Consider the following 22,403-nt stretch of genomic DNA (forward strand, 5'->3'; position numbering starts at 1 on the left):
TCCGGCTCAGAGGCCGAGCTTCTCGGCACAGGCGACGCAGTGCGTCGCGAACGGGCGGACCTCGAGGCGAGCCTGCGGAATCGGGCGGCCGCAGTTCGCGCAGATTCCGTAGGTGCCGGCATCCCACCGAGCGATCGCATCGTCGACCTGCGCGAGTTCGGATGCCGCCGCCTCGGCGAGCCCCGTCAGCCGTGACCACTCCGACGAGAGCGTGACGCCCTCGGGGTCGTGCTCGTCGTCGTCGTTCGACCCCTCCCGGTCGTGCATCAGCTCGGCGAGGGTGGCCCCGGTCGCTGCGACCCGCTCTGCCGCCCGGGCGCGCAGCTGCTCGAGGCGAGCACGGACGTCAGGGGTCATCCGCACACTCTAGGCCCGGTCACCGACATCCGTGCCCGCGAGCACCGACACCAGCCGTTCACTCAGCGTTCCGTTTCGAGTACGGCGGTCTCGTAATTCCCTGTCACCTTCGCGAGTTGGAATACTCCTGTTCTCGGAATTCGGGAACGCCTCCTCCCGAAAGGTCATCATGCGCCGCCTCACCCTGCCCGCCGTCGGCCTCCTCGGCCTCGCCGCCCTCGCCCTGACCGGCTGCCAGAGCCCGACCGCCGAAGCGGCTCCCGCCGACCCGAACGCTCCCATCACGATCGCGACGCTTCCCGTCGGCGACGACCCCACCGCTGAGAACCCGATCGAGGTCTTCGCCGAACTCCTCGAAGAGTCCACCGGCCGCGATGTCGAGATCACCGATGTGCCCGACTACCTGAGCGTGGTCGAGGCGATCCGCGCCGACCACGTCGACATCGGCATCATGAGCGGTTTCCCCTCGGCGCTCGCCGTCAACACGGGCGAGGTCGACGCACTCGTCGCCTTCCAGGGAGACGGCAAGCCCGTCTCGACCTGCGTCGTGCTGAACGATTCGCCGATCGAGACCGTCGAGGACCTCGAGGGCAAGACCGTCGCCTTCGCCGACCAGGCGTCGAGCTCGGGCTACTTCATGCCGGTGTACATGCTGCACGAGGCAGGGCTCGAGCAGGGGACCGACTACGAGGCGATCTTCGCGGGCGGCCACGAGGGCAGTTTCGCGGCGCTGCAGCAGGGGCAGGTCGATGCCGCGTGCACCGCTGTCATGCTCACCGAGCTGGGCGCCCCGATGTTCCCCTTCGCCGACGGCGAGTGGCGCGCGGTGGGCGAGAGCCCGGCCATGGACATCCAGGGCGCGGTGCTCGGACGTCAGTCGCTCGACGACGAGACGCGCAAGCTCATCCAGGACGGCATCGCCGAGGTCTTCTCCCCCGAGAACGCCGAAGCTCTCGGAGCCTACGGTGCCTTCGCCGCGGCCGAGCAGACGGTCGACCCCGACGGCTCGTCGTTCGAGTCGTTCGCCGAGATCGCGGCGGTCGCCGGTGTCGAGCTCAAGGACCTGAAATGACGAGTGCGAGCGTTTCGTCTCGCTCCGCTCGCTCAACGAGCAAAGAAGTCCTGGTCGTTGAGCGAGGAGCGGAGCGACGAGACGAAACGTCCGCCCCCGGCCGCACGCCCACGGCCGAAGTCCGGCAGGCGCTCCCGCTCGTGTCGGTGCGCGACCTCAGCGTCGCGTATGACGCCACCACGGTGCTCGACGGCGTGGACCTCGACCTGTTCCCCGGTGAGATGGTCGCGCTTCTCGGCGCCTCGGGTTCAGGCAAATCGACCCTCATGCGCAGCCTCACCGGGTTCGCCCCGATCTCTGCGGGGTCGGTCAGGGTCGCCGGCCATGACGTCACCAACCTCGCGCGCGGCGAGCTGCGCACGCTGCGTTCGGATGTCGGCCAGGTCTTCCAGCAGTTCAACCTGATCCCGCGGCTCAGCGTCATGACGAACGTGCTCACCGGAGCGTTGCACGGCGCCGGCGCGATCAATCTGGTGGGCGGCTTCTCGACCGCGCATCGCCGCCGCGCGCTCGAACTGCTCGACCGCGTCGGCATCGCTCACAAGGCCACTGCCCCTGCGCGGTCGCTCTCGGGCGGCCAGCAGCAGCGCGTGGCGATCGCCAGGGCGCTCATGCAGCAGCCCAAGGTGATCCTCGCCGACGAGCCGGTCGCATCGCTCGACCCCAAGCTCGCCGATTCGGTGCTCGAACTGCTGCGCGAGATCGCCACCGAAGACGGCATCCCGGTGCTCGTCAGCCTGCATGTGCTGCCGCTCGCCCTCGCGCACAGCGACCGCATCATCGGCCTGCGGCACGGACGGATGCTGGTCGCCGGCGCCACATCGCAGCTGGATGCCGCGGCACTCGCGCCGCTCTATGACGACGAGGAGCACGACGATGACGCTCACCACTGATCCCCGTTCGACGGATGGCCCGGCGGGCCGCTCGACGGATGGCCCAGGCGGCAAGGCCGACCGGCCGTCCACTCGCCCGACCCTGGATGCCGGGGAGCGCTCGCGCCTGGAGCGCGCGTTCCGCATCCCGCGGGCTCGCTTCCTGATCGGCCTGCCTATCGCCGCGCTGCTGCTGATCTGGTCGTTCAACGGCGCCGAGTTCAACTTCATCAAGCTGGGTGACGGCGCCATCAACATGGGCGAGTTCCTCTCCCGGCTGTTCCCGCCGGACTTCTCGAAGATCGGCACCATCCTCGCGCTGCTGCTCGAGACGTTCCAGATGGCTGTCGTCGGCACGGTGCTCGGCGCCGTGCTGTCGCTGCTCGCCGCGTTCGGCGCATCGTCGAACATCGCGCCGAAGTGGGTCTACTACCCGACGAGATGGGTGATGAACATCATCCGCTCGGTGCCCGATCTCGTGTTCGCGCTCATGTTCGTCTCGGCCGTCGGACTCGGCCCGTTCGCCGGCATCCTGGCCATGACCCTCGGATCGATCGGATCGATCGGCAAGATCTTCGCCGAGGCCATGGAGCAGGTCGACCGCGGGCCGGTCGTCGCGATGGAGGCCGTCGGCGCCTCGAAGCGGCAGGTCATCCAATACGGCATCCTGCCGCAGTCCGCACCCCTGCTGACCTCGTACACGCTGCTGCTGTTCGAGGGCAACGTGCGCGGCGCGACCATCCTGGGTCTCGTCGGCGCCGGTGGCATCGGCCTCGAGCTGACGACCGCGATGCGCATGTACGACTACGGACACCTCAGCGCCATCATCATCTGCATCATCGTGCTCGTCACGGCGATCGACCAGGGCAGCGCCCTCATCCGAAGGAGAATCACATGACCATCGCCGACATCGACCTGGTGCTCAGCGCCCCCGTCAACCTGCGCGATCTCGGCGGCATTCCGATCGACGGCGGCGTGCTGCGCGAGGGCCTCGCCATTCGCACCGACGACCTCGCCTACGTCACGACGGACGTCGCCGCACAGCTCGTCGCCGCGGGGCTCACCGCGATCATCGACCTGCGCTCGCCGCTGGAGGTGTCTGTCACCGGTCGCGGCCCTCTCGCCGAGTACCCCGTGGCCTACCACCACCTGCCGTTGATCGCGGATGTCGGAGAGTCGATGAACCGGGATGCCCCCGAGCTCACCCACGACGCGATGGGGCGGATGTACCTGCGCATGGTCGAGGTCGCCGCACCGCAGCTGGTCACGGCGCTGAACGTGATCGCGCACACACCGGGAACCGCGGCGTTCCACTGCGCGGCCGGGCGCGATCGCACCGGTGTGGTCGCGGCGATGCTGCTGCTCGCTCTCGGTGCGGCGGATGACGACATCGTCGCCGACTATGCCCTCACCGGCGGCAACATGGTCGCGATCATGCAGCGCACCGCTCCGGTGATGGGCGCGATGTGGAAGGCGCTCGGGTTCGACGCGGGTGCCGCCGGGGCCAGCGCGGCGCTGCTCGAAGGCTCGATGGAGGTGTCGATGCGCACCCTGCTCGACACGCTGCGCGAGCAGCACGGCGATGCTCTCGCACCGCTGCGAGCGGCAGGGCTGTCGGACGCGACGATCACGCGTCTTCGCGAGCGGGCGCTGGTGTGATCACGGCTGTGGCACAGGATGCTGTCGGGGCTGCGGTTCGCCGCCGCCCCGGCCGTCCGCGTGATGAGGACATCGACGGGCAGATCGTCGCCGCGACGCTCGAGATCATCGACGCGGGGGAGGAGGTGACCGTCAGCCGCGTGGTCGCGCGGAGCGGGGTGAGTCGGGCGGCGCTGTACCGCCGATGGCCGTCGCTCACGACGTTGATCGCGGCCGCGCTCGACGTGGGTCGCATGGTGCCGCCGGAGTATCCGGACGATGTCGATCTTCGCGATGCGCTGTTCGACGGGCTCGGGCTCGGCGAGAGCGGAGTGGCTCTGTCGGTCGCGGCATCCGGGTATGCGGAGGAGCGATTCCGTCAGCGCATCCGGCTCGTGATGTCGGACCGTGCACTGCAGAAGGCGTACTGGCAGTCACATGTGTCGCGAAGGCGGGTGCCGCTGCTGAACGCGCTGCGCGCAGGGATCGCGCGCGGTGAGCTGCGCCCGGATCTCGACGTCGACGCGTGCTTCGATGCGATCGCCGGCACCGCGTACTACCAGATCGTCGTGCGCGGCGACCGGATGGACGACCCTGCGGTCGCCGCCCGTCTGAGGGCTGCCGTCGAGGTGATCTGGCGCGGGATGGTGGTCTGACCGGGTGTGCGGGTCGCCGAGTTCATCCGGCTGGAGATCGCACGCCTGGTGACGAGAAGAGTGACTACTCCAGCCACTCCGTGATGAACCGATCGCTCGAATGGATGTGGGTGGCCTCATAGGTGCCGCCGTCGAGCACCTCGAAACGGTGGCTGACGAGCGCCGGGACGACGAGCACCTGTCCTCCGGATCCGACGACCTGCTCGTCGCCCACGGTGAAGAGCGCGCGGCCTCGGTGGATCACGAAGGTCTCGACGTACGGATGCCGGTGCAGTCGCGGCCCGCTGCCGAGGGTCGAGGTGAACTCGCGGATGATGCTGACGGGTGAGCCGATCAGGTGGCCCTCGATGTTCGCATCGAGGGCCACGTCGACGGGTGCGATGGCCATGGGTCCTCCTTGCTGGCCGAGGCTAGCCACGCTCGATCGTCCGCGGAAGAGGCGGCGTGCTGTTGCCGCCTCATCCGGGTTCCGGGGTGCGTGACGTCAGCGCGCTTCTGCGTCGTCTGCGGCCGCGACGACCTGAACCGTGTCGGTCCGCACGCCGGGGTGGTCGCGCTCGAGCGCTGCACCTTCCATGTCGACGTTGGGGAGGATGCGGTCGAGCCACCGCGGCAGCCACCAGGCCGAACGGCCGAGCAGGTGCATGAGGGCTGGCATGAGCAGCATCCGCACGACGAAGGCGTCGAGCAGCACACCGAAGGCGAGGCCGAAGCCGATCGAGCGGATGATCGTCGACTCCGAGAAGATGAACCCGCCGAAGACCGAGACCATGATGAGTGCCGCGGCGACGACGACCGAGCGTCCGGCTCGGAAGCCCTGGGCCACCGCATCCCGGGCTGAGGCGCCGTGCACATACGCCTCGCGCATGCCCGAGGCGAGGAACAGCTGGTAGTCCATCGCGAGCCCGAACAGGATGCCGACGAGGATCACCGGCAGGAAGCTCAGGATCGGACCGGTGCTGTGCAGACCGATGATCTCGGCGCCCCAGCCCCACTGGAACACGGCGACGATCAGGCCGTAGGTCGCGAAGAGCGAGAGCACGAAGCCTCCGGTCGCGATGATGGGCACGAGCAGCGAGCGGAACACGACGATCATGATGAGCAGCGAGAGCCCGACCACGACCACGAGGTAGAGCGGCAGCACGCCGGCCAGCGCCTCGGAGATGTCGATGTTGGTGGCCGCCTGGCCGGCGACTCCGAGAGTGATGCCGCCGTCGAGCTGCGGCAGTGCGCGGATGTCCTGCACGAGCTTCTCTGTGGAGGCGCTGTTCGGGCCCTCTGCGGGGAGCACCTGGAACGCGAGCAGCGTGTTGTCGTCGGACGTCGCGATCGGGGCGACGCCGACGACGTCGTCCTGGTCGGAGAGAGTCTGGGCGATCTCGACCTGCGTGGCGAGCAGGTCGTCGTCGTCGACCGCGTCGTCGAGAGTGGCGGTGACGAGCAGCGGGCCGTTCGCCCCCTCGCCGAACTGCTCGTCGACGATGTGGAACGCGCGGTAGCTGGTCGAGTCGGAGGGCTCGCTCGCGCCGTCGGGCAGGCCGAGGCGCATCGACATCGACGGGATCGCGACGATCAGCAGCGCGATGACGCTGACGAGCACGGTGACGATCGCACGCAGCGTCGACATCTGCTTCACGGGCTTGCCCGCGGCATGCGGCTGCCCGATCATGGCGCGGGCCTTGCCGCTGAGCAGGCGAGTGCCGACGAGTCCGAGGATCGCGGGGGCGAGCGTGATCGCGACGAGCACGGCGACCGCGACGCAGACTGCGCCGACCGTGCCCATGAGGCCGAGGAACGGCACGCCCGTCACGTTGAGGGCGAGCAGAGCGACGATGACCGTGGTGCCGGCGAACACGACGGCGGTGCCCGAGGTGCCGGTGGCGAGGCCGATGGACTCCCTCACCGGCACACCGTTCAGCAGCTGCTTGCGGTGCCGGTTCACGATGAAGAGCGAGTAGTCGATGCCGACCGCGAGGCCCAGCATCACACCCAGCACCGGGGTGACGGATGCCATGTCGACGACGCCCGAGAAGGCGAGGGATGCGGTCACGCCGACGCCCACGCCGACGACTGCCGTGACGATCGGCAGGGCCGCGCCGATCAGCGTGCCGAGCATCACGATCAGCACGACCGCAGCGAACGCGAGGCCGATCGCCTCTCCGACGCCGAAGATCTCGGGGACCCCCTGCGCGATGTCGGTGCCGAAGTTCACCTCGACGCCATCGATCGGGGAGGAGTCGAAGTGCTCGATCGTGCCCTGCTTGACCTCTTCGGAGAGCTCGAGGCGGGGGTCTTCGAACGAGACGTTGACGATCGCGGTCGAGCCGTCTTCGGATACGACGCCGATGCCGTTCGTGAGATCGAGGAGCGTGGATCCGAGGTCGACCTTCTCGGCGTTGGCGTCGAGCTCGTCGCGCGACTCGTCGATCGTCTTCTGCTGGGCGTCGAGCTCGGTGAGCTGGCCATTGAGGGCGGCGATCTGAGCGTCCAACGCCGCGAGCTGCTCGGCGGGAGCACCGCCCGCCTCGGCCTGTGATCGAGCGGTGGTGAGCTGTTCGAGACCCGCATCGAGCTGGGTGCGTCCGTCATCGAGCTGGGTCTGACCGGCATCCAGCTGGGCGCGGCCGCCGTCGATCTGGTCCTTGCCGTCAGCGAGGTCCTGCGCCTGCACGGCCTGCTGCTGCTGAGCGTCGAACGGATCGATCACGGATGCGACGCCGTCGAGATCCTCGGCGCTCGACGCGAGATCCGAGATCTCCTGCTTCTGCTGTTCGGTGAAGGCCGATCCGTCGGTCGTCTGGTAGACCACGGTTCCCGTGCCGCCGGCGGTGTCGGGCAGCTTCTCGGCGAGCTGGTCGGTCACGGCACCCGAGGCAGTGCCGGGGATGTCGAAGCTGTTGCTCAGTGTGCCCCCGAGGGTGAGGAACGCGCCGACACCCAGGCCGAGGATGACGACCCACGAGACGATCACCGTCCACGCCTTGCGTGCAGCGAACGAACCCAGGCGGTACAGCAGTGCAGCCACAACGATCTCCTTCAGACGGATAGATCATACGGGGCGTCTCGTCTAGTGTTCTGTGGTTATCCTGAACGTGTGGTGAACGAGCATCGAAGCGGACCCGTGCGCAGTACTGCTGCCCGTGAAGCGATCCTCGACGCGACCTCTCGTCTGTTCCACAACCAGGGGTACGACCGGCTCACGATCGAAGGCATCGCGAAAGAGGCCGGCGTCGGCAAACAGACCATCTATCGCTGGTGGCCGTCGCGCGGAGCCCTCATCGGCGAATGCCTTGCGGAAGGTCGGCTCATCCCCGTCGACTTCGTCGTTCCCGACACCGGAGACCTCGCCGCCGATGTCGAGACCTGGCTGCGCAGCGTGCTGTCGATCCTCGAGGCGCCCGAGGGAGGCGCTCTTCTGCGCTCGCTCGTCGCCGCGGCGACGGAGGACGCCGGAGTCGGAGCGCACCTCGGCGACAGCCTCGGGGTCGAGAAGTACCTCACCGAACGCCTCCGAGGTGGCATCCGCGACGGGCAGCTCGCTGAGGAGGCGCCTGTCGAGCAGCTCGGACGAGCGATCCTCGGCGCGATCATCGTCGAATCGCTGGGGCGCGAGCACCACGATCCGGATTCGATCGTGCGGCTGACCCGCTTCTTCTTCTCGCGGTAGTCGTCCGGGTCACCGAGCCACCGCTGTCTGGCCACCTGTCTGCGCATCCAGACCCGATCGATGCCCGTACGCGAACGACGTCGCATCCGCTCCTCGCCTCGGCCGGGCGGCCTTCGTCGCCATCTCGTCGACTGCTTCGTCGACCCGGCTCCGACGGGAGACGAGCACGAGGCGCGAAGGAGCACACGACCCGCCCCGGCACCCGAAGGAGGAGGACCCGAACTCAGCCGAGCAGCAGCGTGATGACGGTCGCGCCGCCGCCGCCGAGGATGAGGGCGATGATGACGCTCCAGGCGACGATGCGCAGGCGGCGATTGCGCTTCTCGCCCAGGTCGCCGTAGTCCTCGCTCAGGCCGTCGCCGCTCATGCGCTGACCGGCTCGCTGACGGTCGGGCCGAAGGCGGCGGGCAGGGTGGCCTGCGAGCGCTCGCGGATCTCGGCGACGGGAACCGTGAAGACGTCCTGCACCTCGAGCTTCGCGCCCTCGGAGTCGGTCACGCCGATGCGCATCACGGGGTAGTCGCGGCCTTCGCAGAGCCCACGGAACTTCACGTCGTCCTCACGCGGGACCGTCACGATGACGCGACCGGTCGACTCGGAGAACAGTGCGGTCGCAGCATCCACTCCGTCGCGCTCGATGATCTCGTTGAGCCAGACGCGTGCGCCGACGCCGAAGCGCGAGACGCCCTCGGCGAGGGCCTGTGCGAGGCCACCCTCCGACACGTCGTGCGCCGACGAGATCAGCCACTCGTCGCGGGCCGCGCCGAGCAGACCTGCGAGGCGCTTCTCGCCCGCGAGGTCGACCTTCGGGGGCAGTCCGCCGAGGTGCTGGTGCACGGTCTCGGCCCACGCAGAACCCGACAGCTCGGTCGAGGTCGTGCCGAGCAGGTAGATGTTCTGGCCCTCGTCCTGCCATCCCGAGGGGATGCGTCGAGAGACGTCGTCGATGATGCCGAGCACACCGACGAGCGGGGTCGGGTGGATCGGCACGTCGCCGGTCTGGTTGTAGAACGAGACGTTGCCGCCGGTGACCGGGGTGCCGAGCTCGTAGCATCCGTCGGCGAGACCGTCGACGGTCTGCCCGAACTGCCACATGACCTCGGGGTTCTCGGGAGAGCCGAAGTTCAGGCAGTCGGTGATCGCGGTGGGCACGGCGCCGGTGACGGCGACGTTGCGGTACGCCTCGGCCAGGGCCAGCTGCGCACCTGCATACGGGTCGAGCTGGCAGTAGCGGCCGTTCGCGTCGGTCGAGATCGCGAAGCCGAGACCCGACTCCTCGTCGACGCGGATCATGCCGGCGTCATCGGGGAACGAGAGGGCCGTGTTGCCGAGCACGTAGTAGTCGTACTGGTTGGTGATCCAGCGGGTGTCGGCCAGGTTCGGCGAGGCGACCAGGTTGAGGAACTGCTCGCGCAGCACCTCGGGGTCGTTCGAGCGGGGCAGGTTCTCGGCGGCATCCGCCTGCAGTGCGTCGATCCACGTCGGGTAGGCGACCGGGCGGTCGTAGACCGGGCCGTCGACCGCGACGGTCGAGGGGTCGACGTCGACGATGCGCTCGCCCTGCCAGTCGATGATGAGGCGGCCGTCTCCGGTGACCTCACCGAGCACCGACGTCTCGACGTCCCACTTCTGCACGACCGCGAGGAACGCGTCGAGCTTCTCGGGGGCGACGATCGCCATCATGCGCTCCTGCGACTCCGACATGAGGATCTCCTCAGCCGTGAGCGAGGGGTCGCGCAGCAGGACGTTGTCGAGCGAGACCTTCATGCCGCTGTTGCCGTTGGCCGCGAGCTCGCTGGTCGCGCACGAGATTCCCGCGGCGCCGAGGTCTTGGATCGCCTCGACGAGCTCGTCGCGGTACAGCTCGAGGCAGCACTCGATGAGCACCTTCTCGGCGAACGGGTCGCCCACCTGCACCGCGGGGCGCTTGGTGGGTCCGGTGCTGTCGAACGAGTCGGATGCCAGGATGCTGGCGCCGCCGATGCCGTCGCCGCCCGTGCGGGCACCGAACAGCACGACCTTGTTGCCGACGCCGGTCGCGTTGGCGAGCTTGAGGTCTTCGTGACGCAGAACGCCGACCGCGAGCGCGTTGACGAGCGGGTTGGCCTGGTAGACGGAGTCGAAGACCGTCTCGCCGCCGATGTTCGGAAGGCCCAGGCAGTTGCCGTAGAAGCTGATGCCGCTGGTCACGCCGTGCACGACGCGGGCGGTGTCGGGGTGGTCGATCGCGCCGAAACGCAGGGCGTCCATGATCGCGACCGGGCGCGCGCCCATCGAGATGATGTCGCGGACGATGCCGCCGACGCCGGTGGCCGCTCCCTGGAACGGCTCGATGAACGAGGGGTGGTTGTGCGACTCGGCCTTGAAGGTGACGGCCCAGCCCTCGCCGACGTCGATGACGCCCGCGTTCTGGCCCATGCCCACCATCAGGCGTTCCTTCATCTCGTCTGAGACCTTCTGGCCGAAACGGCGCAGGTAGTTCTTCGACGACTTGTAGGAACAGTGCTCCGACCACATCACGGAGTACATGGCCAGCTCACCGGAGGTGGGGCGGCGGCCCAGGATCTCCCTGATGCGGGCGTACTCGTCGTCCTTGAGGCCCAGCGCTGCGTAGGGCTGTTCCTTCTCCGGAGTCGCGGCTGCGTTCTCGACGGAGTCGGGGACGTGCTTGTGGGCAGGTGCAGGGGCGGTGGTCACGCGCACTCCTAGATGAGGGGCCGGCGGGGCATGGCCAGTCTACCGGGGGATGCTGTGGCTGATCGCCCGGGCGGATTGCGGGGTCTACGTCAGGAGCGGCCCGAGCTCGCGTGCAGCCGCGACGAGGGAGAGGGCGATCGAGTCGGAGCTGTCGATCTGCCGGCGCGGACCCGAGTAGGAGAGCGCTCCGGCGAGCGTGCCGGAGGCGTCGGTGATCGGCGCGGCCAGGCAGCCACGCTGACCCTCGCCGGCGCGGATCACCCCCTGCGAGCGGAGCTCGGTGACCAGGTCGTCGGCGACGCCCTCTCCGCGCACGACCAGCGGCAGCAGGCCGAGGGCGTAGCGGGTGGGCTCCTGCTGCAGACCCTGTCGATTCGAGAGGGGGAAGTCGGGATCCTCGTCGGCGACGACGACCCGGTCGTCACGATAGAGCACGAGGTGGATGCCGCCCCGCGCGCTCGCCCTGGTGCGCTCGAGGACGTCCCGCGCGGCGCGCGGGATGCGCTCGACGCCGATGCTGCCGGCCAGCAGCGCGACCTTCGTGCCCAGGGCGAATCCGGTGAGATCCGGCGTCCGGACGAGGTACTCGTCCTGCACCAGCAGGTTGAGCAGGCGATAGGTGGTCGCGCGCGGAATCCCGAGCCGCTCGGCCAGCTGCCGCGCTGTGACGCCGGCACCCATCGCAGCGACGGCCTCCAGCATCGACAGCGCGCTGTGGATGGCGGCGGGCTGGCGGGCCGTGATCGATACCGCGTCGCCAGCCGTCATCCGTCGGCGTCCCCCGGTTCGCCCCCGCGCGCGCCACCGCCGCCGGTTCGGGCCACGCCGCCGAGAACGTGGGCGGCGACCGGCTCGTCGTAGCGCCCGACCTCGCCAAGAGGCGAGCGCCGTCGCCACCGGATCAGCACCGCCGCGATCAGGGCGAAGCCGAGAGCGAACCAGACCCCGGGGTTTCCCGCGGCCGCCTCCGCGACGAGATAGACCGTCAGGCATGCCGTGAGCGCCGCCGCCGCGCTGACGGCGGCGATGACGGAACCGGCGGTGACCTCCCCGATACGGCGCAGGAAGAGGGGAGCGGCGATGCAGACCAGCACGTAGGCGACGATGTAGCCCGCTGCCGAGATCAAGAGGACGGCCTTCATCGCGTCCCACGGTGACACGCCGGCCGCGACGATCACGATCGGTGCGATGACGATCGGCGGGACCGCGACGACGACCGCGCCGATCGGAGTGCGGTGGCGTCCGTGCGTGCGGCCGAGCCGGGCAGGGAGCACGCCGTCGCGCGCGAGCGCGAACACGATACGGGTGAGGGCGGTCGTCGAGGCGATCGCGCAGGCCAGACCCGAGGTGGCGATGCCGACGTCCGCCACGGCGGCCCATGCGGAGAGGCCGAATCGCGACGCGAGATCGTCGAGGAGCGCGACCGATGCCGTCCCCCCGATCGCGGCGGCTCCTGCGATCTGCGTGTAGGCGGCGATGAGGTAGAACACTCCGGCGACGCCGACGCTCCACACGATGGCGCGCGGGATGTTCTTCAGTGGCGAGCGGGATTCGACGCCGAGCGTCGCGGAGCTCTCGAACCCCACGAAGGCGGTGATCGCGAGAACGGCACCGCCGGCGACGCCGGCGATCGAGATGCCGTCTGCCGAGAAGATCGCCGCGGGCTGGAGCGGTCCGATGTGCACGAGGAGCACGATCATCAGCAACAGGATCAGCGCGACGGAGATGAGCTCCACGACGAGCGCGACCCGGGAGGAGAGGCGGATGCCGCGAACGAGAACGATCGCGAGCACCGCTGCTTCGACGACGAGGGCGCCCAGGGCGATCGGCATCGCGTCGAGCTGAGGCCACAGTCGGGTCACGAGCATGGTCGCATAATGCGCGCCGCCCAGAAGAGCGAAGATCGAGATGAAGGCGTACCCGACGAGGATCGCTGCACCGGTCGCGAGTCCTCCCGCCGCGCCGAGTCCGCGCGCCGCGTAGGTGTACAGCGAGCCGCTGGCGGCGAACCGACGAGTGAACTGGTTGATCGTCCGAGCGACCAGGAACGTGATGATCATGGCGAGGGCCATCACGAGGACGGTGGCACCGCCAGCCAGGTCCGCCACCAGCAGCACCGCCATCGCCGAGGCGGCCGCCGGGGCGACGGCCGCGACCGATTGCGCGAGGACGTCGGCGAAACCCACGGTGTGTCTGTCCAGCCCGTGCAACGGCGAGCGGGCGGCGAACGAGCGCACGGTCTGCGGGCGCTCGATCGCCTCTTCCAGTGCAGACATGGGGCCTCCGCCTGTCTCGTGATGGCAGGAGGCTACGAGCGGGCTGTTGCCGGAGCGCGTCCGTGGTGTTTCACGCAGATGTCACCCGAATGAGACGGCCGGAGCTCCGGCGTCCCGTTCGCGGCGACCGCAGACGTCACTCCGGCGAGACGGGCGGGAAATCCCGCCGCGGCAGGGTGGGGGAACCGCTCCACTCCGCTTCTCTCCGAAGGGTTTGCACATGGTCCAGATTCAGCCCAGCGCCACCGAGACCTCCCCGAAAAAGGTCTTGTCGGGATCGCTCGGTGCGACGGCGATCGTCTTCATGGTCGTCGCCGCCGCCTCGCCCCTGACTGTCATCGGCGGGTCGGCCCCGCTCGGCATCCTGCTCGGCAACGGGTCGGGGTTCCCGGCGCTGTATGCGATCAGCGCCGTCGTCCTCGTGCTCTTCGCCGTCGGCGTCTCCGCGATGGCCAAGCACGTCCCCAACCCCGGGGCGTTCTTCACCTACGTCGGATACGGCCTCGGACGCTCGACCGGTCTCGCGTCCGCCTGGATCGCGATGCTCACGTATACGACGATCCAGGTGTCCGTGTACGGGTACATGGGCTACGTGCTGAGCTTCACTTTCGAGGGGTTCGGCATCACGCTCCCGTGGTGGCTGTACTCGATCGCCGTCGTCGCGCTCGTCGGGTTCCTCGGCTACCGCCACATCGATCTGTCCAGCAAGGTGCTGGGCGTCCTGCTCTGCGCCGAGGTCGGAATCGTCCTCCTTCTCGTCGCGGCGGTCGTGATCTCCGGCGGCCCCGAAGGGCTGAGCCTCGCACCGTTCGAGCCGAAGAACGTCGCGAGCGGTTCCCCCGGTGTCGGCCTCATGATGGCGATCGCCGCCTTCATCGGGTTCGAGGCGACCGCCGTCTTCCGCAGCGAGGCGCGCGATCCCGACCGCACGATCCCCCGCGCCACGTATATGGCCGTGATCGGCGTCGGTGTGTTCTACACCCTCGCCTCATGGGGCCTCGTCATGGCGTGGGGGCCGTCGAACATCCTGGAGGAGGCAGCGGCCGACCCGGGAACGCTCATCCTCCGCACGATGTCGGCGTACCTCGGCGCCACCGGCGAGATCATCACGAACATCCTCCTCATCACCGCGATGTTCGCCTGCGTGCTGTCGTTCCACAACGTCGTCGCCCGCTACCAGTACTCCATGGCAGGCGCCGGCGTGCTGCCCGACCGGGTGGGCGCCGTGCACCCGCGGCACATGTCTCCGCACGTGTCCTCGCTCGTGCAGAGCATCACCGCGATCGTCCTCGTCGCGCTGTTCGCCGTTCTGCAGCTCGACCCGGTGCTGCAGGTGTTCACCTGGTTCGCCGGGGTCGCGACCGTGGCGATCGCCCTCCTGATGGCGGTCACCTCGATCGCGGTCATCGTCTACTTCGCGAGGACACGCAAGGACCGGAGGATCTGGAACACCGTGATCGCCCCCGTGCTCGGTTTCATCGGCCTGGTGCTCTCCGTGGTCATGATCGTCGTCTACTTCCCGATCATGGTCGGCGATGCGGATGCCACAGGAGCGCCCGTGTTCGGCGCGGTCAGCTGGAGTCTGCTCGGGCTGGTGATCGTCTTCCCCCTCATCGGGTACGCCCAGGCCGCGTGGATCAGAGCCCGCAGGCCCGCGGCATACGCCAAGCTCACCGACGCCATCGCCGGCTGAGGCGCACCATGAACGCGACCGACACACTCTCCCCCACCCCCTCGACGAGAAGGACCGTCATGCCCCTGCCCCACGTGGATTTCCTCTACCTCTCCGAAGCCGACATGATCGCGGCCGGAGTGACCGATATGCACCAGTGCGTCGACACCATGGAGGAGATGTTCGCGCTGTTCGCCGCCGGCGACTACCGCATGACCGGTGAGAGCAACGATTCGCACGGCGCGATGATGACGTTCCCCGAGACGTCGCCGTTCCCGAACATGCCGGTGCCCACTGAGGACCGACGGTTCATGGCGATGCCGGCGTACCTCGGCGGAGACTTCCAGACGACCGGCGTCAAGTGGTACGGATCCAACATCGCCAACCGCGAGAAGGGTCTGCCGCGGTCGATCCTCATGTTCACGCTCAACGACACCGACACCGGGGCGCCACTCGCGTTCATGTCGGCGAACCTGCTGTCGGCATACCGGACCGGTGCCGTGCCGGGGGTCGGTGCGCGGCACTTCGCCCGCAAGGACTCGCGCGTCGCGGGGATCGCCGGGCCCGGCGTCATGGCACGCACGGTGCTCCTGGCCTTCATGGATGCGTGCCCGCTGATCGACACGCTGAAGATCAAGGGGCGAGGGGCGGAGAGTCTCGAGCGCTTCCAGGAGTGGGTGCGCGAGGAGTTCCCCACGATCACCACGATCGAGGTCGTCGACTCGATCGAGGACGTCGTCCGGGGCAGCGACCTGGTGAGCTTCTGCACCACGGGCACCGGTGCGGGTGGCTCGGAGAACTACCCCACGATCCAGCGGGAGTGGATCACGCCCGGGGCGTTCTTCGCGATGCCGTCCCTGTGCAATACCGATGACTCGCTGCTGGACAGCGACATCACGAAGGTCGTCGATGCGTACGGGTTGTACGAGACCTGGTACGAGGAGTTCCCGAAGCCGTCGTTCGAGTACATTCCGATGGTCGGGCAGAAGTGGATGGATCTCGTGAAGGCCGGGGAGCTCTCCCGTGACGAGCTCGTCGACATCGGCGATGTCGTCTCCGGAAAGCGGCCCGGTCGGCAGAGCGACGACGAGATCGTCATCATGTCGGTCGGCGGGATGCCGGTGGAGGACGTCGCGTGGGGGACGAAGGTGTACCGCAACGCCCTGGAGCGCGGCATCGGCCAGAAGCTGAACCTGTGGACCGAGCCGGCTCTCGCATGAGTGCGGCAGAGGTCATCCGGACCGTCGACGTCGCGGTGGTGGGTGCAGGCTCCATGGGATCGATGGCGCTGTGGCACCTCGCAAAATCGACGGGGATGTCCGTGCTGGGCATCGAGCAGTACGGACCGGCGCACGGCCACGCAGCGTTCGCCGGTGAGTCGCGTCTGTTCCGCGCGGCCAACAAGGAGGGGGCGCTCTACACGGCCGCTGCTCTCGAGGCCAGGGCGCTGTGGACCGAGCTGGAGCGTGAGACCGGCCGCCAGCTGCTGCTGAAGACCGGCGTCCTCGCGATCGCGCCGGAGGGACATCCATTCCTCGAGTCCACGCGGCGTTCGATCGTGGAGGGCGATCTGCCGCACCGGTTCCTCGATGCCGCGGAGCTCCGCCGGGAGTATCCGCAGTTCGCCGTCGAGGACGGCGACATCGGGATCATGGACGTGCTCGGCGGCGGGTTGCGCTCGGAGCTGGCGGTGGCGACCGCGCAGCGGGCCGCGATCAGGCGCGGGGCGGAGATCCTGTACAACACCCCTGTGCTCGGCATCGATGAGGGCGAGAGCGGTGTCGCGATCTCGACATCCGAGGGGATCGTCCACGCGCAGAAGGTGATCGTGACGACCGGTGCGTGGACGACGAGGATCGTGCCGGAGCTGCGCGATCTGGTGAGCGCGATCGCCATCCCGCTCACGTGGTTCATGCCGGAGGACATCAGCCAGTTCACCCCTGATCGCTTCCCCTGCTGGATGCGGGACCTGGACGGCGACCATGCCTTCGGCGTCCCCTCACTCGACGGCTACTCGGTCAAGATCGCACCCACGACACGCATCGACACGATCGAGGACCCCGACACGGATCCCCGCGAACTGTCGCGTGCGGAACTGCGGAGCTGCGCGGCGATCGCCACCCGGATGTTCCCCGGCATCCTGCCCGAGGTGGTCCGGTCGTCCATCCACCCGGAGTCCACGACGGCCGATCATGTCCCGATCCTCGACATCTCCGAGTCGGGGCGGATCGTCATCGGAGCCGGGTTCTCCGGCAACGGCTTCAAGTTCTCGCCCGCCTACGGGCGGGTGTTGGCGCAACTCGCCGAGAGCGGGTCGAGTGCGCTCCAGCACCCCCTGTTCACGCTCGGTCACCACCGTCGCCGCGCTCAGGCGCGCGCCGACGATCTTGTCCTCGCAGACGACTATCCGGTCCTCCAGGGCCACTGACACGAAAGACGGAACCGTTGATAATCACCAGTGTGAAAAGCGGAAGCAAGTTCGAGACCCTCGCGAGCTACTCGCGGGCCGTCGCGATCGGCGACTGGATCTTCATCTCGAACACCGCCGGCATCGATTACGAGACGAGGACCCTGCCGGAGACGGCGGCAGAGCAGCTGCGCCTCGCGATCGCCACCGTCGCACGGGCGCTCGCCGCGGTGGAGTCATCGCTGTCGGATGTCGTCCGGATCCAGGTCTTCGTTCCCGATGCGTCCGATCAGGACGAGACGATCGAGGTGCTCGGCGAGGTGTTCCGCGGCATCGACCCGGCGCTCACCATGACGCGCAGCCCGCTCGCGGGCGAGTACAAGGCCGAGATCGAGGTGACGGCGCACCGCGGAGCGGGGGAGGCGCGGCGAACGCAGATCGATCTGTGAGCACTCGGCGACTCGGAGTGCGGGGTCTCGGATGCGGTCAGGGGTGACCGGTCAGCGGGCCTCGCCCGCGTCGGACAGGCGTCGCGAGAGCGCGGTCGCGGCATCGCGCAGCTCGGACGGGCCCTCGATGCGGAACGGGGCATCCAGGGACGCGAGGAAGGCGAGCACTCCGTTCCACGACCAGGAGCCGACGGCGACACGGCAGCGCGCATCGTCGATCGGGACGGCTGTGCCGTCGACGCCCAGCCATCGAGCGACCTCGCGGGCGGGCAGGTCGACCTCGACCCGCCCGACATGCGGCCACTCATCGCGCCCGGTCGACCCCTTCGCGCGAGCCGCGAGGTAGGTCTGCGCGTCGGCGGCGGGAACTTCGCGCGGCGTGAAGGCGGGGCCGGTCGGGATGCGCGGGGTCATCCGATCGAGTCGGAACGTGCGCCAGTCGTCGGCTTCGAGATCCCACGCGAGGAGGTACCAGCGCCCTTCGCGGGCGACGACGGCGTGCGGTTCGGTGCGCCGGGCCGGGCGGTCGTGGTCGCCGTAGTCGAAGCGCAGCACGTGCCGGTCTCGCACTGCGGCGCTGACGGCCTCGAGCACCGCCGGATCCACCCGGGTCTCGTTCTCGACGCCGGTGAAGCGGATGCCGTCGACCCGATGTCGCAGGCGCGACGGCATCACCTGCCGCACGGTGGCCAGCGCGCGAGCGGCGCCCTCGTCGATGTCGATCCCCGTGGCCGAGACGCTCTGCAGCGCGACCGCGATGGCGACGGCCTGCTCGTCGTCGAAGAGAAGAGGAGGAAGCTCGGAGCCGGCGGCCAACCGGTATCCGCCGTCAGGACCCTTGATCGCGCTGATCCGATAGCCCAGTTCGCGCAGGCGGTCGACGTCTCGGCGCACCGTGCGCGGTGTGACGTCGAGGCGGTCGGCGAGCACCTGCCCCGGCCAGTCGCGCTGCGTCTGCAGCAGCGAGAGCAGGGCGAGCATGCGTGAGGAGCTGCCGGTCATGGCATCCATTCTGCGTCAGGTAGAGGACCGAAACTGTCCTCTTCTGCTGTGAGTGTTGGTCTCGACGGCGAATCCGCCGCACGACGATCGAGGAGACATCATGAGCATCGCAAACACCACCCACCTGAACTTCCGCGGCACCGCTCGCCAGGCGCTCGAGTTCTACGGAGCTGTCTTCGGCGGCGAGGTGACACTCGCCACCTACGGCGACTTCGGGATGCCTGCGGGCGTGCCCGGCGCCGACAAGATCGTGTTCGGGCAGGTCGAGAACGCCGACGGCTTCCGGTTGATGGCATACGACATCCCGGGTGCGGATGACTCTGACGCGACCGCAGGCACGACCTCGCGGGAGAACGGGATGACGATCACCGACCGCTCCTTCTTCCAGTCGCTGCGCGCCGACTCGCTCGACGAGCTCACCGGATACTCGGACGCTCTCGCAGACGGCGCCTCGATCGTCGAGCCGCTCGCCGCGTCGGCGTGGTCACCCGGGTTCGGGATGCTCACCGACCGCTTCGGCGTGACCTGGGTGCTCGACGTGCGGGCCGCCTACGCGGGCTGACGCACAGCGAGACTGTCGCGCCGTCGCGGCCGGGCGGCCGGGCGACGGCGGTCGAGTTCTTGGGTTGGCACCTGCTGTCGGTGTTCGGAGTGGATGCCGACGGGAGGTGTCAACCGAGACGCGGAACCCACCCCGCCGCCAGCACGAACCTGCCGAGCGCGAGGGGTTTCGCCAGTGCTACTTGTCCTTCTCCTTCGGCGTCTTGCCGTTGGACTGGCCCTTGTCCGAGTTCCCCGAGTTCCCGGAGTTCCCCGGGTTGCCCTTGTCGGCCTTGTCTTCTTTGTTGCCGTTGCCCTGATTGCCCGAGTCGGTGACGACCTCGACCGGTGCGGCGGGGGCCTCTTCGGTCACGGTTTCTGCGGGCGTGGTCTCCGCAGGCGTCACGGCGGTGCGAGCCGCCACAGCCGACGCGAGTCGGCCGAGATCGGGGCTCGGCGCGGTGAAGGCCGCGAGACCCACGACGAGTGCGCCCGTCGCGACGAGTCCCGCTGCGCCGACGAGCATTCGTCGGCGGGGGTGGGGACGCGTGCGCACTCGCGTCGGCGGGAGTGACGACGCATCGAGCACCGCCGTCGCGCCGGTGGTGCCGGCGATCTGCGTCGTCCGGGTTGTCGGGCTGGCAGCGGCCTCCGGCGCCGCCGGCGGTGCCACGCTGCCGTCCGGCTGACCGACGACAGCCTCACTCGGCGGAGTCCCGCCGCGAGCTGAATCCGCACCGGCATCCTCCACCGGCGCCGTGCTCCCCACAGGATCGGCTCCGGCCGACGCGACGATGGCTGCCGCCGCCGCGGCGACTGCGGAACCGTTGGCGTCAGACGCGTAGCCCCTCAGCAGACCTCGCGCTGCACGAGCGACCTCGACCGCGGTCGGTCGCTCTTCGGGCTCGAGCCGCGTCATGCGGGTCAGCAGATCGCGCCACTCCTGGGGAACCGTCTCGGAGATCCTCGGCGGTTGCGCGAGGCGGGCGATCGCCGCCGCGCGTCCGGAGCCGAGCGCGGCGTACCCGGTCTCCCCCGAGAGGGCTTCGAGCACGACCAGGCCCAGCGCGAAGATGTCGACCGGAGTGCCGGGGGCGGCGTCGCGCAGCTGCTCCGGAGCCATATAGGTGAGTGTGCCGAGCACGATCCCCGGCGTCGTGAGCCGAGTGTCCTCGATCGACGTGGCGATGCCGAAGTCGGCGAGCTTCGCGGCGAGGGGCCGGCCCGACCGACCCCGTGCCAGCAGCACGTTCGACGGCTTGACGTCACGGTGCACGATCCCCGCCGCGTGCACCGCGGCCAGTCCCTCGGCGAGGTCGCGAGTGATGCGCGCGACGTCTCGGGGTGGCAGCGGGCCTTCGGCCATGCGCGCGGCGAGGGTCGGTCCGTCGACGAACTCCATGACGAGGTATTGGGGCCGCCCGGGGACGAGCTGCGCGTCGTACAGCGTCACGAGAGAGGGGTGGCTCAGCGACGCGAGAAGCGCCTTCTCGGTGTGCGCCCGCTCGATCGATGCGACCGGGCCCTCGCCGTGGATCATCTTGATCGCGACGATGCGTCCGAGGTGCGTGTCTTCAGCGCGATAGACGGTCGCCATGCCGCCCTGCCCGACGCGGTCGTGCAGCACGTACCGTCCGTCGAGGAGTGCAGCCGTGGGCGAGACCACTTCCAACGTCATCACTTGCTCCCTGCTGATGCATCCGGGTCATGCATCCGACAAACATAAACCGCACGAGCCGAGCTCGTCACAGGGCTTGACGTCGCGACTAATTGGTGAATGGTCCGCTCTTTCGACCCTCATCGCGACGCTCATGGCTCGTCTGACGACGCGGCGGCACACTGTCAAGGGGCTCACCCGGTGTCAGGCCCGTCACGTAGAAAGGAGGCAGATCGAAAGGACGTGGCATGGCCGCAGGCGACATCGAGACCTTCCAGCGTGACGGGATCTGGTTCAACCGCATCGAGGGCGAATCCCGCACCCTGGGTTCCAGCTTCGGGACCCAAGACGAAGCCGTCCGGGCCGGTCGCGGAGCAGCGGCGGCGCGTCAGGTGCAGCACACCGTGCGCACCGACGAGGGACCATCCGACACCGGAAATCTGTATGACTGGCATCCGCGCGACCTCATGAACTGATGGGCGGCGATTCGTTGGACCGATCAGACCGACGGATGCTGTTGCAGGCCTGCATCAACGGCACCCGTTCGGCAACAGAGCATCCGGCACTGAGCGCCGACGCTGCCCTCTCCGCAGCTGATGCGGTGCGGGCCGTGGCCGCGGGAGCGACCGAGATCCATGTGCACCCGAAGGATGCTGCGGGGCGCGACAGCCTGGTTGCCGCTGACGTCGGGCGGTGGCTGCGGGCCTTGAGGGCCGCGTGCCCCGAGGTGCCGATCGGTGTGACGACCGGAGCGTGGATCGCGCCCGATGTCGAGCGGCGGCTGGCCGCGATCTCGGAGTGGACGGACCTCCCCGACTTTGCATCCGTCAACTGGCACGAGGCCGGCGCTGACGACGTGGCCGAGCTGCTGCTCAGCCGAGGAGTCGGAGTCGAAGCAGGCATCTGGGACGCGACGGGGCTCGAGGCCTGGACTCAGTCGCCTGTCCGCAGCCGGTGCACACGCGTGCTCATCGAACTGCCCGACGAGGCCGTCGAGGTCGTTCGTCGCCACGCGGAGGGGCTGATCGCGCACGTCCGGCTCGACGAGCCGAACATCCCGATCCTGCTGCATGGGGAACTGCGATCGGCGTGGCCCGCGTTCACGCTCGCCGTCGAGCTCGAACTCGATTCGCGCATCGGACTCGAAGACACGCTCTCCCTCCCCGACGGGCGAACCGCTCCCGACAACGCGACGCTGGTGCGCACGGCGAGCGGGATCGCCTTCGCCGGCCGACGCGACGCGGCATCCTGACCGTCACTCACCGAAACGAGAATCGCACGACGACAGGACCTTCCTTAGTGTGGAAGCTCACGCTGTGAAGGAGTACTCGTGTCTGAGATCACGACCACCGACCGCGCCGGTCGACCGACGACGAGTGCCCGCGTGAGCACCCGTCGTGCCGGTGGCGCTACTCGATGTCGGTTCGCGGGCTGCTGAGAG

The 22,403-nt window shown here is 68.9% G+C and carries 22 protein-coding genes; 13 read left to right on the plus strand and 9 right to left on the minus strand.

The annotated features are described in order from the left end of the window. Positions 1 to 6 precede the first annotated feature (6 nt). Entirely contained in the window at positions 7 to 357 is a 351-nt protein-coding gene (locus OPU70_RS11805; RefSeq protein ID WP_309692843.1) for a TraR/DksA family transcriptional regulator, read from the minus strand. A gap of 169 nt (positions 358 to 526) precedes the next feature. On the opposite strand from OPU70_RS11805, the gene phnD reads away from it, so the two are divergent. From phnD to OPU70_RS11830, 5 genes are all read left to right on the plus strand, one after another. Further along, positions 527 to 1,429 carry a phosphate/phosphite/phosphonate ABC transporter substrate-binding protein gene (phnD, locus tag OPU70_RS11810; RefSeq protein ID WP_042540639.1) on the plus strand — a complete coding sequence of 301 codons (903 nt, stop codon included), beginning with the start codon at positions 527 to 529 and terminating at the stop codon, positions 1,427 to 1,429. A gap of 140 nt (positions 1,430 to 1,569) precedes the next feature. Continuing rightward, on the plus strand, positions 1,570 to 2,322 hold the full coding sequence (gene phnC / locus OPU70_RS11815; protein WP_311877642.1) for a phosphonate ABC transporter ATP-binding protein: 753 nt from the start codon (positions 1,570 to 1,572) through the stop codon (positions 2,320 to 2,322). After that, the gene (gene phnE / locus OPU70_RS11820) at positions 2,306 to 3,199 is read left to right on the plus strand and encodes a phosphonate ABC transporter, permease protein PhnE (protein ID WP_231567516.1); all 894 of its coding nucleotides are present in this window, start codon (positions 2,306 to 2,308) and stop codon (positions 3,197 to 3,199) included. Before phnC ends, phnE begins: the two co-directional genes overlap by 17 nt. Continuing rightward, positions 3,196 to 3,960 (plus strand): tyrosine-protein phosphatase, encoded by a 765-nt coding sequence (locus OPU70_RS11825; RefSeq protein WP_079111979.1) that lies wholly within the window; start codon positions 3,196 to 3,198, stop codon positions 3,958 to 3,960. Before phnE ends, OPU70_RS11825 begins: the two co-directional genes overlap by 4 nt. A gap of 8 nt (positions 3,961 to 3,968) precedes the next feature. Further along, the gene (locus OPU70_RS11830; protein WP_228385624.1) at positions 3,969 to 4,595 is read left to right on the plus strand and encodes a TetR/AcrR family transcriptional regulator; all 627 of its coding nucleotides are present in this window, start codon (positions 3,969 to 3,971) and stop codon (positions 4,593 to 4,595) included. Between the two features lie 64 nt (positions 4,596 to 4,659). Here OPU70_RS11830 and OPU70_RS11835 read toward each other — a convergent pair whose 3' ends face one another. Both OPU70_RS11835 and OPU70_RS11840 read right to left on the minus strand, forming a co-directional pair. Then, entirely contained in the window at positions 4,660 to 4,983 is a 324-nt protein-coding gene (locus OPU70_RS11835; RefSeq protein ID WP_153302115.1) for a cupin domain-containing protein, read from the minus strand. A 96-nt stretch (positions 4,984 to 5,079) separates the two neighbouring features. After that, positions 5,080 to 7,620 carry an MMPL family transporter gene (locus tag OPU70_RS11840; RefSeq protein ID WP_498557855.1) on the minus strand — a complete coding sequence of 847 codons (2,541 nt, stop codon included), beginning with the start codon at positions 7,618 to 7,620 and terminating at the stop codon, positions 5,080 to 5,082. 72 nt (positions 7,621 to 7,692) lie between these two features. On the opposite strand from OPU70_RS11840, the gene OPU70_RS11845 reads away from it, so the two are divergent. Next, entirely contained in the window at positions 7,693 to 8,262 is a 570-nt protein-coding gene (locus OPU70_RS11845) for a TetR/AcrR family transcriptional regulator (protein WP_231567518.1), read from the plus strand. Positions 8,263 to 8,485: 223 nt separating this feature from the next. On the opposite strand, the gene OPU70_RS11850 is transcribed toward OPU70_RS11845, so the two are convergent. From OPU70_RS11850 to OPU70_RS11865, 4 genes are all read right to left on the minus strand, one after another. Then, the gene (locus OPU70_RS11850; protein WP_164481679.1) at positions 8,486 to 8,629 is read right to left on the minus strand and encodes a hypothetical protein; all 144 of its coding nucleotides are present in this window, start codon (positions 8,627 to 8,629) and stop codon (positions 8,486 to 8,488) included. Beyond that, positions 8,626 to 10,959 (minus strand): phosphoribosylformylglycinamidine synthase subunit PurL, encoded by a 2,334-nt coding sequence (gene purL, locus OPU70_RS11855; RefSeq protein WP_079111983.1) that lies wholly within the window; start codon positions 10,957 to 10,959, stop codon positions 8,626 to 8,628. Before purL ends, OPU70_RS11850 begins: the two co-directional genes overlap by 4 nt. A gap of 84 nt (positions 10,960 to 11,043) precedes the next feature. Next, positions 11,044 to 11,727 (minus strand): helix-turn-helix domain-containing protein, encoded by a 684-nt coding sequence (locus OPU70_RS11860; protein ID WP_498557856.1) that lies wholly within the window; start codon positions 11,725 to 11,727, stop codon positions 11,044 to 11,046. Then, positions 11,724 to 13,235, minus strand: coding sequence for an amino acid permease (locus OPU70_RS11865; protein WP_475123312.1), 1,512 nt, complete (start codon positions 13,233 to 13,235; stop codon positions 11,724 to 11,726). The genes OPU70_RS11860 and OPU70_RS11865 overlap by 4 nt, the downstream gene beginning before the upstream one ends. Positions 13,236 to 13,455: 220 nt before the next feature. Between OPU70_RS11865 and OPU70_RS11870 the strand changes: the two genes are divergently transcribed. The 4 genes from OPU70_RS11870 to OPU70_RS11885 are packed head-to-tail and all read left to right on the plus strand — an operon-like array spanning position 13,456 to position 17,763. Next, on the plus strand, positions 13,456 to 14,928 hold the full coding sequence (locus OPU70_RS11870; protein WP_475123313.1) for an amino acid permease: 1,473 nt from the start codon (positions 13,456 to 13,458) through the stop codon (positions 14,926 to 14,928). Between the two features lie 59 nt (positions 14,929 to 14,987). After that, on the plus strand, positions 14,988 to 16,127 hold the full coding sequence (locus OPU70_RS11875) for an ornithine cyclodeaminase family protein (protein WP_498557857.1): 1,140 nt from the start codon (positions 14,988 to 14,990) through the stop codon (positions 16,125 to 16,127). Beyond that, a complete protein-coding gene (gene solA / locus OPU70_RS11880; RefSeq protein WP_498557858.1) occupies positions 16,124 to 17,335 on the plus strand; it encodes an N-methyl-L-tryptophan oxidase in 1,212 nt (403 codons plus the stop codon). The genes OPU70_RS11875 and solA overlap by 4 nt, the downstream gene beginning before the upstream one ends. Positions 17,336 to 17,367: 32 nt before the next feature. Further along, positions 17,368 to 17,763, plus strand: coding sequence for a Rid family hydrolase (locus OPU70_RS11885; RefSeq protein WP_498557859.1), 396 nt, complete (start codon positions 17,368 to 17,370; stop codon positions 17,761 to 17,763). A gap of 51 nt (positions 17,764 to 17,814) precedes the next feature. Here OPU70_RS11885 and OPU70_RS11890 read toward each other — a convergent pair whose 3' ends face one another. Next, complete coding sequence (locus OPU70_RS11890) at positions 17,815 to 18,765, minus strand: helix-turn-helix transcriptional regulator (protein ID WP_498557860.1); 951 nt, start codon at positions 18,763 to 18,765, stop codon at positions 17,815 to 17,817. A 100-nt stretch (positions 18,766 to 18,865) separates the two neighbouring features. Between OPU70_RS11890 and OPU70_RS11895 the strand changes: the two genes are divergently transcribed. Further along, positions 18,866 to 19,327 (plus strand): VOC family protein, encoded by a 462-nt coding sequence (locus OPU70_RS11895; RefSeq protein ID WP_498557861.1) that lies wholly within the window; start codon positions 18,866 to 18,868, stop codon positions 19,325 to 19,327. Between the two features lie 177 nt (positions 19,328 to 19,504). Here OPU70_RS11895 and OPU70_RS11900 read toward each other — a convergent pair whose 3' ends face one another. Then, positions 19,505 to 20,983 (minus strand): serine/threonine-protein kinase, encoded by a 1,479-nt coding sequence (locus OPU70_RS11900; protein ID WP_498557862.1) that lies wholly within the window; start codon positions 20,981 to 20,983, stop codon positions 19,505 to 19,507. Positions 20,984 to 21,210: 227 nt separating this feature from the next. Between OPU70_RS11900 and OPU70_RS11905 the strand changes: the two genes are divergently transcribed. Together OPU70_RS11905 and OPU70_RS11910 are read left to right on the plus strand one after the other, a co-directional pair. Then, positions 21,211 to 21,438 (plus strand): DUF2188 domain-containing protein, encoded by a 228-nt coding sequence (locus OPU70_RS11905; RefSeq protein WP_042540651.1) that lies wholly within the window; start codon positions 21,211 to 21,213, stop codon positions 21,436 to 21,438. A gap of 35 nt (positions 21,439 to 21,473) precedes the next feature. Beyond that, a complete protein-coding gene (locus OPU70_RS11910) occupies positions 21,474 to 22,214 on the plus strand; it encodes a 3-keto-5-aminohexanoate cleavage protein (protein ID WP_498557863.1) in 741 nt (246 codons plus the stop codon). The last annotated feature ends 189 nt before the right edge of the window (positions 22,215 to 22,403 follow it).

It is taken from the genome of Microbacterium sp. SWDP-B6 (assembly GCF_059803615.1).